This window comes from Mycobacterium sp. GA-2829 (assembly GCF_001499965.1).
Classification (GTDB): Bacteria; Actinomycetota; Actinomycetes; order Mycobacteriales; family Mycobacteriaceae; genus Mycobacterium.
The window spans coordinates 1-11,846 of sequence record NZ_LQIT01000065.1; the positions used below are offsets into that span (position 1 = coordinate 1).

The 11,846-nt window shown below is 69.1% G+C and carries 13 protein-coding genes; 9 read left to right on the forward strand and 4 right to left on the reverse strand.

All coding sequences use genetic code 11. The features are described 5' to 3' along the window. Nucleotides 1–1,126: septum formation family protein (locus AU194_RS27480; RefSeq protein ID WP_059092438.1), on the reverse strand; the 1,126-nt coding region annotated here is incomplete at its 3' end. A gap of 80 nt (nt 1,127–1,206) precedes the next feature. Here AU194_RS27480 and AU194_RS27485 point away from each other — a divergent pair. The 6 genes from AU194_RS27485 to AU194_RS27510 are packed head-to-tail and all read left to right on the forward strand — an operon-like array spanning nt 1,207 to nt 6,209. Beyond that, nucleotides 1,207–1,629, forward strand: a complete 423-nt coding sequence (locus tag AU194_RS27485; protein ID WP_059092439.1) for an ankyrin repeat domain-containing protein — start codon at nt 1,207–1,209, stop codon at nt 1,627–1,629. 10 nt (nt 1,630–1,639) lie between these two features. Next, nucleotides 1,640–2,893, forward strand: coding sequence for a serine--tRNA ligase (gene serS / locus AU194_RS27490; protein WP_059092440.1), 1,254 nt, complete (start codon nt 1,640–1,642; stop codon nt 2,891–2,893). Continuing rightward, the gene (locus AU194_RS27495; protein WP_059092441.1) at nt 2,890–3,696 is read left to right on the forward strand and encodes a DUF5718 family protein; all 807 of its coding nucleotides are present in this window, start codon (nt 2,890–2,892) and stop codon (nt 3,694–3,696) included. Before serS ends, AU194_RS27495 begins: the two co-directional genes overlap by 4 nt. Nucleotides 3,697–3,737: 41 nt before the next feature. Further along, nucleotides 3,738–4,886: a zinc-dependent alcohol dehydrogenase gene (locus AU194_RS27500; protein WP_059092449.1), complete on the forward strand. Its 1,149-nt coding sequence runs from the start codon at nt 3,738–3,740 to the stop codon at nt 4,884–4,886. Nucleotides 4,887–4,896: 10 nt separating this feature from the next. Beyond that, complete coding sequence (locus tag AU194_RS27505) at nt 4,897–5,475, forward strand: hypothetical protein (RefSeq protein ID WP_059092442.1); 579 nt, start codon at nt 4,897–4,899, stop codon at nt 5,473–5,475. A 5-nt stretch (nt 5,476–5,480) separates the two neighbouring features. Further along, nucleotides 5,481–6,209 carry a GAF and ANTAR domain-containing protein gene (locus AU194_RS27510; protein WP_059092443.1) on the forward strand — a complete coding sequence of 243 codons (729 nt, stop codon included), beginning with the start codon at nt 5,481–5,483 and terminating at the stop codon, nt 6,207–6,209. Here the strand turns inward: AU194_RS27510 and AU194_RS27515 are convergent. Continuing rightward, entirely contained in the window at nt 6,175–6,510 is a 336-nt protein-coding gene (locus AU194_RS27515; RefSeq protein ID WP_059092444.1) for a hypothetical protein, read from the reverse strand. The two genes, AU194_RS27510 and AU194_RS27515, sit on opposite strands and share 35 nt — an antisense overlap. Further along, nucleotides 6,507–8,057 carry an MBL fold metallo-hydrolase gene (locus tag AU194_RS27520; RefSeq protein ID WP_059092445.1) on the reverse strand — a complete coding sequence of 517 codons (1,551 nt, stop codon included), beginning with the start codon at nt 8,055–8,057 and terminating at the stop codon, nt 6,507–6,509. Before AU194_RS27520 ends, AU194_RS27515 begins: the two co-directional genes overlap by 4 nt. A gap of 138 nt (nt 8,058–8,195) precedes the next feature. Between AU194_RS27520 and AU194_RS27525 the strand changes: the two genes are divergently transcribed. Genes AU194_RS27525 through AU194_RS27535 form a run of 3 tightly spaced genes read left to right on the forward strand, consistent with a single transcriptional unit; the run spans nt 8,196 to nt 10,551 of the window. Beyond that, nucleotides 8,196–8,972: a 1-acyl-sn-glycerol-3-phosphate acyltransferase gene (locus AU194_RS27525; protein WP_059092446.1), complete on the forward strand. Its 777-nt coding sequence runs from the start codon at nt 8,196–8,198 to the stop codon at nt 8,970–8,972. 5 nt (nt 8,973–8,977) lie between these two features. Beyond that, nucleotides 8,978–9,733, forward strand: a complete 756-nt coding sequence (locus AU194_RS27530) for a 1-acyl-sn-glycerol-3-phosphate acyltransferase (RefSeq protein WP_059092447.1) — start codon at nt 8,978–8,980, stop codon at nt 9,731–9,733. Then, entirely contained in the window at nt 9,730–10,551 is an 822-nt protein-coding gene (locus AU194_RS27535; RefSeq protein ID WP_059092448.1) for a Cof-type HAD-IIB family hydrolase, read from the forward strand. The genes AU194_RS27530 and AU194_RS27535 overlap by 4 nt, the downstream gene beginning before the upstream one ends. Before the next feature lie 50 nt (nt 10,552–10,601). Here the strand turns inward: AU194_RS27535 and AU194_RS27540 are convergent. Beyond that, nucleotides 10,602–11,846, reverse strand: a 1,245-nt coding sequence (locus AU194_RS27540) for an N-acetylmuramoyl-L-alanine amidase (protein WP_059092450.1), incomplete at its 5' end; no start/stop codon positions are given.

The following is an 11,846-nucleotide window of genomic DNA, read 5'->3' on the forward strand; positions in this document are numbered from 1 at the left end:
GCTCGCTCTGGCTGTAGTCCGGTTCGCTCTGCGACGACGACGACGAGTCGGAGGCGGGGATGGGGATCGGGGGCAGGTTCAGCCGCTCCTCGGGGATGTCCGGCGGCGGGACCGGGGGCTGCCCGTTGATCTGCAGCGGCCCCTTGGCGCTGTTGAGCAGCGTGGACCAGCCGCCGTTGCCCAGCGTCGCGCCGATGCTGCACGACACCTTGTGGCTGCCCGCCGCCCAGCTCGGCAGCGAGACCGTGCTGTAGATCAACGTCAGCGTGGTGCTGCGGAGTTCGATCGGCGCCAGGTACTCGTCGGTCAGCCGGGTGCAGGTCTCCTTGATGAAGCCGTCCTGCTCGGGCTCGGGCGGCAGCCCGCCGGGGAACTTCTGGCCGAGGTCGACCGCGCCGGTCACCTCCATCGCGTGCGGGGCCGCGCAGTCGACCGGGATGTCGGTCGGCTGGTTGGTGGCGGGGTCGATGCCCAGGCACGTGCCCGCGGGCCACACCTTGGACTGGTCGATCTCGGCGACCTTGCCCTTGAACGCCAGCTGCTGGTTGTTGGCGCCCGGCAGCTGCAGACCGCACAGCATGCGGCGTTCACCGGCCTGGCGCCAGGCCTTGTCGCCGGACCAGAGCATGCTGATCGTGAACCGGCTGTTGGGGTCGAAGCGCGGGCCGAGGTAGCGGCGCACCGCGGCCTGGCACTGCTCCTGGCTGATCTGCTGGATGCGCGCGGGTGACGGCGGTTCGGCGTCGGGGCCGTACTCGCTGCCCGGGAACGTGCGCATGTCGACCGACTCGGCGACCTCGAAGCGGTGCTCGTCTTTGCAGTCGACGATCTGGGCGCCGTCGGGATTGCGTTCCGGCCAGTTCAGGCAGTCGCCGCTCTTGGCGTGGTCGAAGGTGGCGTTCCCGCGCGGGCCCAGCGAGATCGCGCTGGCGCTCAGCCCGGCGCCGCCCGCGCCCTCGCTCTGGGGCAGCGCGGTGACGAGCCCGGCGATGAGCAGTCCGCCGAGCGCGGTCAACAGCAGGGCGCGCCGCGTCGACGTGGCCTGCAGGCTGTGCCACCACGGCGCCTTGTCGCGTGCCTCGTCCCCTGGGCGGTCGCGTTCTGGTGCCTCCAACATCCGCTCCATTGTGACAGGCGTGTCAGGGGCTGTGACAAGTGATGCGGTTGTAAAGTTATGTGGTTGTGCCGGGCGCGTAGATTCGGGCTATGACCCAGCCCGAGGACGCCGCTGAGCAGGCCGTCCCCGCCGATGTCGCCGAACTCGCGGGCCGGCTGTTCGACATGGCGCGCACCGGCGATGCCGAGACGCTGGCCGCCTACCTCGATGCCGGCGTGCCCGTCGACCTGACCAACGCCAGGGGCGACACGCTGGTCATGCTCGCCGCCTACCACGGCCACGCCGACACCGTCCGGGTGCTCACCGCGCGCGGCGCCGACGTCGACCGCCCCAACGACCACGGCCAGACCCCGCTCGCCGGGGCGGTGTTCAAGGCCGAGGACGACGTGGTGCGCGCCCTGCTCGATGCGGGCGCCGATCCGCACGCCGGGGCGCCCAACGCCGTCGAGGCCGCCCGGGTGTTCGGGCAGGACCATTACCTCGAGATGTTCGGGGCGGCCGGACAAAAGTAGGGTTGCGGCCGTGATCGACCTCAAATTGCTGCGCGAGAACCCCGACGCCGTACGCGCCTCCCAGCGGGCGCGCGGCGAGGATCCCGCACTCGTCGACGCCCTGCTGGAAGCCGATACGGCCCGCCGCGCCGCGGTGTCGGCGGCCGACAACCTGCGCGCCGAACAGAAGGCGGCCAGTAAGAAGGTCGGCAAGGCCTCCCCGGAGGACCGGCCCGCGCTGCTGGCGCAGGCGAAAGAACTCGCCGATCAGGTCAAGGCGGCCGAGGCGGCCCAGGCCGAGGCTGCCAACGCGTTCACCGCCGCGCACATGAAGATCTCCAACGTCGTCATCGACGGGGTGCCCGCGGGCGGGGAGGACTGCTTCGAGGTGCTCGACGTGGTGGGCGAGCCGCCCGCGCTCGAGAACCCCAGGGACCACCTCGAACTCGGCGAGGCGCTCGGGCTGATCGACATGGAGCGCGGCGCCAAGGTGGCCGGATCCCGCTTCTACTTCCTGACCGGCCGCGGGGCGCTACTGCAGCTGGGACTGATGCAGCTCGCGGTGCGGTTGGCCACCGACAACGGGTTCAGCCTGATGATCCCGCCGGTGTTGGTGCGGCCGGAGGTGATGGCGGGCACCGGATTCCTCGGCGCCCACGCCGACGAGGTGTACCGGCTGGAGGCCGACGACATGTACCTGGTCGGCACCTCGGAGGTGCCGCTGGCCGGCTACCACGCCGACGAGATCCTCGACCTGTCCGCGGGTCCGCGGCGCTACGCCGGGTGGTCGTCGTGCTTCCGCAGGGAGGCGGGCAGCTACGGCAAGGACACCCGCGGCATCATCCGCGTGCACCAGTTCGACAAGGTCGAGGGCTTCATCTACTGCAAACCCGAGGACGCCGAGGCCGAACACCAGCGCCTGCTCGGCTGGCAGCGCGAGATGCTCGCGCTGATCGAGGTGCCGTACCGGGTGATCGACGTCGCCGCAGGCGATCTCGGCTCGTCGGCGGCGCGCAAGTACGACTGCGAGGCGTGGGTGCCGACGCAGCAGACCTACCGCGAGCTCACCTCGACGTCGAACTGCACGACGTTCCAGGCCCGGCGACTGTCGACCCGCTACCGCGACGAGAACGGCAAACCGCAGACCGCCGCGACCCTCAACGGCACGCTGGCCACCACGCGGTGGCTGGTCGCGATCCTGGAGAACCATCAACAGCCCGACGGCAGCGTGCGGGTACCCGCCGCGCTGGTGCCGTTCGTCGGGACGGAGGTGCTGGCGCCGTGATCGATCTGCAGCTCGACGATCTGCGCTCCTGGTTCGGTTTCGGGGTGGCGGGCAACTTCGCCGGTCACCTCGAACAAGCCGGGGAGGCAGTGGATTTCGTCAACGTCACTTCCGAGGCGCAAGCGCCGAAGGGCATCTTCCCGTGGTACGGGCCCGGCCTGGACGGCTTCCTCGGCGACTTCCCGCTCTCACACGACCGGATCGTGTTGCCCGACAGCGCCGAACCGCTGAACCTGCAGATCGAACCCGAGGTGGGGCTCGCCTGCCGGGTGGTGTGGGACGGCGACACCGTCGTCACGCTCGAACCGTTCGCGCTCGGCGCGTTCAACGACTGCTCGATCCGCCGGGCGGGCGCCGCCAAGATCAGCCACAAGAAGAACTGGGGCGCATCGTCGAAGGGCGTGGCGCCGCAATTCTTCGACATCAGCGATCTGACTCCCGACGGGCCCACCGCCACGCTGCGCCTGGAGTGTTTCCTGCGCGATCACGCGGGCACCGAACACGCCTACGGCGTCGACAGCCCGCTGCTCGGCTACTCCTACTACGGCGAGGTGCTGCTGGACTGGGTGGTCGAACGGCTGGCCAACCAGAAGGGTTCGGCCGACACCCCGCTCGAGGACGTCGGCGCGCTGATGGTCGCCGCGGGGCATCCGGCCAACGTGCTGATCGGGATCGGCGCCACCCGCTACACCGAACTCGGCGAGTCGACGTACCTGCAGCCCGGTGACGAGGCGATCGTGCGGGTGTACGACACCGAGTCCGGGGAGGCCTCGGAGTTGCGACAGACAGTCGTCACCGGATAACCGCTCGTTTCGCCGCCGCCCGGCCGGGTATGGGCACGGACATGCGTGCCATGGTCTACCGGGGTCCCTACAAGATTCGGGTGGAAGAGAAACCGCCACCCGTCATCGAGCATCCCAACGATGCGATCGTGCGGGTGGAGCTCGCCGCGATCTGCGGCTCCGATCTGCACCTGTATCACGGCATGATGCCCGACACCCGGGTCGGCATGACGTTCGGCCACGAGTTCATCGGCGTGGTGCACGAGGTCGGGTCGTCGGTGCAGAACCTCAAACCCGGCGACCGGGTGATGGTGCCGTTCAACGTGTACTGCGGGTCCTGCTACTTCTGCGCCCGCGGGCTGTACTCCAACTGCCACAACGTGAATCCCAACGCGACCGCGGTCGGCGGCATCTACGGGTACTCCCACACCTGCGGCGGATATGACGGCGGACAGGCCGAATTCGTCCGGGTGCCGTTCGCCGACGTCGGGCCCGCCCTGATCCCCGACACCATCTCCGACGAGGACGCACTGATGTGTACCGACGCGCTGGCCACCGGATACTTCGGCGCCCAACTCGGTGACATCGTCGAGGGCGACGTCGTCGTTGTGTTCGGTGCGGGGCCGGTCGGCCTGTTCGCCGCGCAGTCGGCGTGGCTGATGGGTGCGGGCCGGGTCATCGTGATCGACCACCTCGAGTACCGGCTCGAGAAGGCGCGCACGTTCGCCCACGCCGAGACGTTCAACTTCGCCGAGTACGACGACATCGTTGTGGAGATGAAGAAGGCCACCGGATACCTCGGCGCCGACGTGGTCATCGACGCGGTGGGCGCCGAGGCCGACGGCAACTTCCTCCAGCACGTCACCGCCGCGAAGTTCAAGATGCAGGGCGGTTCACCCATCGCGCTGAACTGGGCGATCGACTCGGTGCGCAAGGGCGGCACCGTCTCGGTGATGGGCGCCTACGGACCGATCTTCAGTTCGGTCAAGTTCGGCGACGCGATGAACAAGGGGCTGACTCTGCGGATGAACCAGTGCCCCGTCAAACGGCAGTGGCCGCGGTTGTTCTGCCACATCGAGAACGGCTACCTCAAGCCGAGTGAGATTGTCACGCACCGCATTCCGCTCGAACACATCGCGGAGGGCTATCACATCTTCTCCGCCAAACTCGACCACTGCATCAAGCCGATCATCGTGCCCAGCGCCGCGTGAGGACCCAGCCATGACCTACACCGCAGACCATCCGCCCGTCCCGTCGTCCGAGGAACTGGGCGCCCGCATCCCCGGCTGGGGTGCTGATCTCGATCCGGCCGACCGGCCTGCGGTGCCCAAACTGCAGCGCCTCGAGACCGGTGCGCACTGGGACTTTCCGGAGCGACAGCCCGAGAAGTGGCCGCGCGAACGCTCGATCGAACATGCGATGCTCACCCCGGTGTTCGGCACGTCGGCCCCGCCGCGGCTGCTGTCGGGGCGGATCCGCAAGTACGCCTATGCGACCCACAGCGAGACGAAGGCCGCGCACTGGTTGCTGCTGATCCTCGCCGACCGGGTGGACGCCGTCGAGCACCACCTGCAGTCGTTCGCGACCCTGCGCCCGGACAACCCGTTCACCGAGACCGGCGTCAAGGCCGAGTTCACCCACAGGAACTCCAAGGCGGGCCTCGCCGCCCGCACCAACACCAAACGCGTTGACCGCAGCCACACCTGGATAGACCCGATCCTCATCGCCGGCCCGTGGGTGGCCACCGGGGCGCTGATCGCACGGGGGTTGAAGGCGGTGGCCGCACGGGCTCGGAAGTAATCGACATGGCGGACCAGACCCCCACCCCGGTGTCATCCGACACGGCGCTGCGCATCGCCGCGTTCTGCCGAGACCTGTGCGCGGCGATCCCCACCGATCCGGCGGGGGTGTGGGGCAAGCTCACCGCCGCGGCCGTCACCCTGCTCAGTCCGGTCGAGCATGCCTTCATCACCGTCGTCGACGAGCATGGGGGCGTGCAGCCGCGGGCGGCCACCGACCGCGTCGCCGAACGCCTCGCCGACGTCGAGAAGTGTTATCTGCAGGGGCCCGGGATCCAGGCGGTGCGCGCACAACAGCCGCAGATCGTCGCCGACCTGGCCACCGACGACCGCTGCGCCACCTTCGTGGCCAACGCCGCCTCCACGCCGGTCCGGGCTTTGGCGTCGTTCCCGCTGCTGCGGGCTTCGCACAAGTGTGCCGCGCTGACCCTGTGCGCCGACGTTCCCGACGCCTTCTCGGGCGAATACCGGGCGCTGGCCGAGGTTTTCGCGTGTAACGCCGCGATGCTCAGCGAGACCGCGCACCGCGAGCGCGAACTGCACCACACGCTGGCCAACCGCGATCTGGTCGGTCAGGCCAAAGGTCTGCTGATGGAACGCTTCGGCATCGACTCGTCGGCGGCGTTCGGCATGCTCACCCAGTTGTCGGACCGGCACCATCAATCGGTGGTCACGGTGGCCCGCCAGTTGGTGCGCCGGACTAGCGACCGAGCAGTTCGTCGAGCATCGACCTGAACCGGTCCGGGTCGACCGGGGTGAACGCCGGCCGCCACCGGCCCTCGGCCACGTCGAGGGTGATGAGCGTCGACCTCAACGGCCGCCGCATGTCCAGCGGCAGCCAGCGCTTCAGGTCCGAACTGCCCCACATGCGGAAGCGGTGCACGAACGATCCGAGCGGTTCGGCGGTGTAGCCGCGGACCTGGTGCAGCGGAATGACTTTCGAGGTACCCGACGGGAAGTGGTAGCGCCGCAACGTGATCGCGTGCTTGTCGAGCTGGATCAGCCCGTCGTCGTAGTACTGGCGCGGAGGTGTCACGCCGGTCCAGTCCGCAATTCGTGGCCCTTTGTCGTCAGGCATCGTCCGTTCTCCAGATTCCATTGCCAGCCGTGCAGGTTGCAGGTCAACGTGGTGCCCTCGACCACACCGAACTTCGACAGGTCGGCCTTCAGGTGCGGGCAGCGCCGCTGGAACTCGTACCCGCCCATCGCGATCGACGCCGAGTCGTCGTGCGCTTCGGCGAACCACCCGTCGGCGTAGGCGACGCGCTCGTCGGTGAGGCATTTGAAGAACGTGTACAGGTACTCGTTGTAGCCGCCGACCCGCCACGCACGGAACCGGGTGGACAGGAAGATCGTGTTGACCCAGTCCGGTTCGTCATCACGCAGCACCGTGCGCACCAACTCGGGCGGGATCTCGAAGCCGTAGCGGAACTTCTCGTCCGGAATCGCTTCGCGCACAGCCCGTTTCGGGAAGTCGACGACGATGGTCTCGGGTCCGATGCGCAACTCCACCGGATAGCCGATGCCGTCGCAGATCTGGTCGCTCTGCACCATGATCGGCTCGAACTTCTCTCGCAACGGTTCCAGCAGCGAATCACCGTGCGCGGGAGCCCAGGTGGCCTTCTCCGCCGCCAGCACGGGCGCCATCCGCTGGGCGAACGCCTCGATGTAGTCCGCCTTGCCGGTGGTGAAGATCGCCTCCACCTCGTCGGTGGGCAGGGGGTGGGTCAGCGCCCGCAACTCGGTGCCCGCGAAATCGGCCGTCGAGCCCGGGATCATCAGCAGCCCGCCGTCGTGGCCGTGCCTGCGCATCTGATCGAGGAACACCATCTGGTCGGGGAAGATGTTCGCGGGATCACCGTGGTCGTCGTTGAGGTCGCGCAGCTCGGGGTCCAGGAAGCACGGCGGCCCCGCCGACGGGATCACCCACGTCGCCCCGACCTGGGCGATGTACTGGCGGCACCGGTCCATCTGGCGCTGCCGCTTCTGGGTGCCGAAGGCCTCCTTGGCGCGGGCGGGCATGTCGTAGACCATCGGATACCAGATCGCGCCCGAGTACTGCAGCATGTGCACGTCGACCCGGCCGAATTCGGCGTCCAGGACCTCCAGATCAACGGGGCGGGCGTCGTTCATGTTGAACGCGACGGTCTCGCCGTCGTCGACCACCAGGCCGGAGTCCCCGATCGGGCCGTCGGCCGGCGCCCGCAGCGCGATGATCATCACGTCCAGATCGCCCTTGGGGCCGCTGACGCGGTGCTTGACCGAGTTCGTCGTCTCGAAGAACCGGTGGAAGCCGAGCTTCTCCAGCTCGCGGCGCAGATCCGGCACCGGATAGTCCGGCAGCAGCACCACCGCGTCCTTGTTGACGTGTTCGCTCAGGTTCTTCGGGTCGAAGTGGTCCTTGTGCAGGTGGGAGACGTAGAGGTAGTCGACGTCGCCGAGGGCGTCCCAGTCGAGTTGGGTGTTGTCCGGGAACGGGACCCACGAGGCGAAATAGGCCGGGTTGACCCACGGGTCGCACAGGATGCTCCCCGCCTTGGTGTCGATCCGGAAGCCGGCGTGTCCGACGCTGGTGACCTGCACATTTTCCTTCCTGCACGCGCGGGCGCGCGCATGACGTCGTCGCCCAAGTCTAAGGGGCGCCACGAGTGCGGGCCGCCCGCCGAGACGGTGGTGCCCAGCTGCGCCTCCGGGCGCGGTGCGGCGCACTACGCTGGCCGTGTGGAACCGGTATACGGAACTGTCATTCAGATCGCGCGACTGACATGGCGCCTGCAGGGGCTGAAGTTCACCGTCACCGGTGTCGAGAACCTGCCGAAGACCGGCGGTGCGGTGGTCGCGATCAACCACACCAGCTATTTCGACTTCACCTTCGCCGGACTGCCCGCCTATCGGCAGGGCCTGGGCCGCAAGGTGCGGTTCATGGCGAAGAAAGAGGTGTTCGACCACAAGATCACCGGTCCGATCATGCGCAGTCTGCGCCACATCGAGGTCGACCGGGACAGCGGCGCCGCCTCGTTCGAGGCGGCCGTGCAGGCGTTGCGCGCCGGGGAGCTGGTCGGGGTGTATCCCGAGGCCACCATCAGCCGCAGCTTCGAGATCAAGGAGTTCAAGTCGGGGGCGGCGCGGATGGCGATCGCCGCACAGGTGCCGATCGTTCCGCACATCGTGTGGGGCGCCCAGCGCATCTGGACCAAGGGGCATCCGAAGAAGCTGGCGCGGCCGAAGGTGCCGATCTCGATCGCCGTCGGCGAACCGATCGAACCCACCCTGCCCGCACCCGAGTTGTCGGCGCTGCTGCATCACCGGATGCAACACCTGCTCGAACGCGTCCAGGACGCCTACGGACCGCACCCCGAAGGGGAGTTCTGGGTTCCGCACCGGCTCGGCGGAGGGGCGCCGACGCTGGCGGAGGCCAACCGGATGGACATGGAGGAGGCGGCGGAGAAGGCCGCCCGGCGCGCCGAGCGGTCGAAGACCGACGGGGTGCCGGAGTAGCGCCTATGGAGCCGGTCTTTCGCACGTTGGAGGTCGCCGCAGAGACCCTGACCCGGGCCACCGGGACGCGGATCACCTACCGCGGTCTGGACCACATTCCGGCGCGCGGCGGTGCGGTGGTGGCCATCAACCACACCGGATACGTCGACTTCCTGCCCGCCGCCCTGGCGGCCAAGCGCCGCGGCAGGCGCATGCGCTTCATGATCAAGTCGGAGATGGAGCAGGTGAAGGTGGTCGGCTACCTGATCCGCCACACCGGCACCATCCCGGTCGACCGGCGCGCGGGTGCGGGTGCCTACGCGGTCGCCGTCCAGTCGCTGCGCGCGGGCGAGATCGTCGGGGTGTACCCGGAGGCGACGATCAGCCGCAGCTTCGAACTCAAGGAGTTCAAGACCGGCGCGGTGCGGATGGCGCTCGAGGCCGACGTGCCGATCGTGCCGCTGATCGTCTGGGGTGCGCACCGGCTGTGGACCAAGGACCATCCACGGGCGTTGGGCCGCAGGAAGTTCCCGGTCACGGTCGAGGTCGGCGCACCGATCGCGCCGGTCGGTCCGGCGACGGAGCTGACCGCGTCCCTGCGGACGTCGATGGAGGCGCTGCTGGCACGCGCCCAGGCCGACTACCCCGCACCGGCGGGCGAGTACTGGGTGCCGCGCCGCCTCGGCGGCAGCGCGCCGACCATCGAGGAGGCCAGACGTCTCGAGGAGGCGGAACTGGCGGAACGGGCCCGCAAGCGGGCGGAAGGCGGACGGCCCAGATGACCCTCCCGGCGATGATCGCCACCGATGTGGACGGCACCCTGCTCGACGACGACGAGAAGGTGTCGCCGCGCACGCGGGCGGCCGTGCACGCCGCCGTCGACTCCGGGGTGCGCTTCGTGCTGGCCACCGGACGCCCGCCGCGCTGGGTGGCGCCGGTGGTCGACGGGCTCGGCCTGGCCCCGATGGCGGTGTGCGCCAACGGCGCGGTGATCTACGACCCGGCCACCGATCGCATCGTGTCGGCGCGCACGCTGTCGACCGATGCGCTGCGCGAACTCGCCGACATCGCCACCCGGGTGATCCCCGGTGCCGGTCTGGCGGTCGAGCGGGTGGGCACGTCGGCCCACGATGCGGCGACCCCGCAGTTCGTCAGCTCACCTGGCTACGAACACGCCTGGCTCAACCCCGACAACACCGAGGTGTCGCTGGAGGATCTGCTCAGCGCGCCCGCGGTCAAACTGCTGATCCGCAAATCGGGTGCGCGCAGCGCCGACATGGCGGCCGAACTGGTCAAGCACATCTCGGTCGAGGGTGACATCACGTACTCGACGAACAACGGTCTGATCGAGGTGATGCCTGCGGGCATCAGCAAGGCCAGCGGCATCCAGGAGCTGGCGGGACCGCTCGGTCTGCTCGCCGAGGACGTGGTGACGTTCGGGGACATGCCCAACGACGTGCCGATGCTGCGCTGGGCCGGTCACGGCGTGGCGATGGGCAACGCGCATCCGGAGGCGGTGTCGGCCGCCGACGAGGTCACCGCACGCAACTCCGACGACGGGGTGGCGCGGGTGCTCGAGCGCTGGTGGTTCAGGGATTGATGGGTCGGACTCCTCAGCGCGGCTCGTGCCTCGCCGCTTGATCGTCGTCCTCAGGGATTGATCGGGGCGGTGAAGCGCTCCAGCTGAACCGGCGGGGTGTCCGCCGACGGCGGCGGCACCTCCATCGGCACACCGTCGATCACGCGGGTGACGGTGCCCTTCTCGCGGTCGAAGTTCAGCGTGCCGTGCTGGAAGTTCTGTTTGATCCACAGCGGTTCGTGGATCTCGCCGCTGGTGGGCAGTCCGAGTGCGCCGCGCTCGAAACCGAGTGAGCCCCAGGCGTCGTAGATGGCGCCCATCACCGGGGCCGCGCCGCTTTCGGGTGACCAGTACATCGCGCCGCGTTCGAACCGCACGTAGCGGGCGGTGGCCTCACCGGCGGCCTCCGGTGTGGTGGGTGCGCCGAGTGCGCTGTTCATCCCGCCCATCTTCATCCATCGGTCGAAAATGGCTCCGCCACGCAGGGTTTCGGCGAGGTCCTCCGGTCCGGGCGGGGCGTTGAACCGGGCGGCGATCGCGCGCAGGTCGCCCATCGCGGCGTAGGCGGCGTTACCCGGGCATTCGGTGTTGCCGACGTCGCGGTGAGTGAAGATGCTCGGCAGCGTGGGGGTGGAACCCGCGGGGAAGTGGGTGAACGACCCGCCCGCCGACGTCAGCACCGCGGTGCCCATCGGGTCGACGTGGTCGATGCCCAGCCGCCAGCCCAAAAGCCTTCCGGTGGTGCGCAACTGGATCGGGCTGGGCGGTTCGACCTCGAAGTTGCCCATCATCGCCACACCCCAGGTGTCGGTGTTGAAACCGCCGGTGTGCGAACCCTCGACCGGGCGGTCCATGCCGCCGGCGCGTCCTTCGAAGACCTGCCCGTACTTGTCGACCAGCGCGTTGTAGCCGAGGTCGCACCAGCCCAGCGTGCGGGTGTGGTACTCGTAGATCGACCGCACCATCCCGGCCGAATCCTGCGGCGCGTAGTCGTTGCTGCCCGCGGTGTGGTGCACCACCCCGGCGCGAACGGCGCTGTCGTAGCGGGGATCTCCGCACCGCATCGACTCATCGGCTCCCCACTGCGGGCGGGTGATGATGCGAGGCGGGACGCCGGGGGCCAGTACGGCGTTGGGCAGCGGCGCGACGTCGACGACCGGCGCCTGGGGAGGGCTGATCAGCACCGCGTTGATGTTCTGCGCGAACGGCTGCTCGACGGTGGCGGGGACGTAGCCGAGCGCCGGACCCTTCGGTGCGATGTTGGTGGTTTTTTTGGGGGGGGGGGGGGGGGGGGGGATCACCGAGGGCGACGCGGG

Excerpts from the sequence above, each read along its gene's own strand:
- AU194_RS27505 (WP_059092442.1), top strand. The coding sequence starts at position 4,897 with ATGACCTACACCGCAGACCATCCGCCCGTCCCGTCGTCCGAGGAACTG.
- AU194_RS27500 (WP_059092449.1), top strand. The coding sequence starts at position 3,738 with ATGCGTGCCATGGTCTACCGGGGTCCCTACAAGATTCGGGTGGAAGAG.
- AU194_RS27535 (WP_059092448.1), top strand. The coding sequence starts at position 9,730 with ATGACCCTCCCGGCGATGATCGCCACCGATGTGGACGGCACCCTGCTC.
- AU194_RS27510 (WP_059092443.1), top strand. The coding sequence starts at position 5,481 with ATGGCGGACCAGACCCCCACCCCGGTGTCATCCGACACGGCGCTGCGC.
- AU194_RS27530 (WP_059092447.1), top strand. The coding sequence starts at position 8,978 with ATGGAGCCGGTCTTTCGCACGTTGGAGGTCGCCGCAGAGACCCTGACC.
- AU194_RS27485 (WP_059092439.1), top strand. The coding sequence starts at position 1,207 with ATGACCCAGCCCGAGGACGCCGCTGAGCAGGCCGTCCCCGCCGATGTC.